1 protein-coding gene is annotated in these 445 nt (G+C 46.1%); it reads right to left on the reverse strand.

The features are described from left to right. A partial coding sequence (locus ACLUXO_RS10250; RefSeq protein WP_412137454.1) for a mucin-binding protein occupies positions 1 to 445 on the reverse strand: 445 nt, incomplete at both ends.

Consider the following 445-nt stretch of genomic DNA (forward strand, 5'->3'; position numbering starts at 1 on the left):
ATTTCACCAGTTACCAAATCTTGGTCACCAGTCTGAGTGAAGGACAAAGTCTCTTCTACGGATTCTGGGGTATCAAAGCCTGCTGGCACTTCGTAAACTACAGTCCGCTTTACATTTTGGTCACGGTCAACGCTCTTGTGACCGTGCTTCAGTACCACAGTGTAAACTTGCTCAGCGTTGTCGTCCGTGTCGTAAGTTGCATCATCTGGGTAGTCACTTGATACGAATACATAGCCTGCATCAACCAGCTTTTGAATAGTGTCCGCAGTGTTGTAGCCAATCATGTCCTTGGACAGACCGCTCAAGTCACCAGAGTCTTCGATCAACTCGTAGTTCTTGTCTTCATCGACGTATCTTACCAAAGCATTTTGGATGTTTGGCGTGTAGACAACCTTTACAGTAGTCTCCTTATCACCGTCGAAGGTTGGAGTTACTACTTCAGATG

Source organism: Lactobacillus delbrueckii subsp. bulgaricus, from assembly GCF_046938665.1.
In the GTDB taxonomy this organism is placed as follows: domain Bacteria; phylum Bacillota; class Bacilli; order Lactobacillales; family Lactobacillaceae; genus Lactobacillus; species Lactobacillus delbrueckii_C.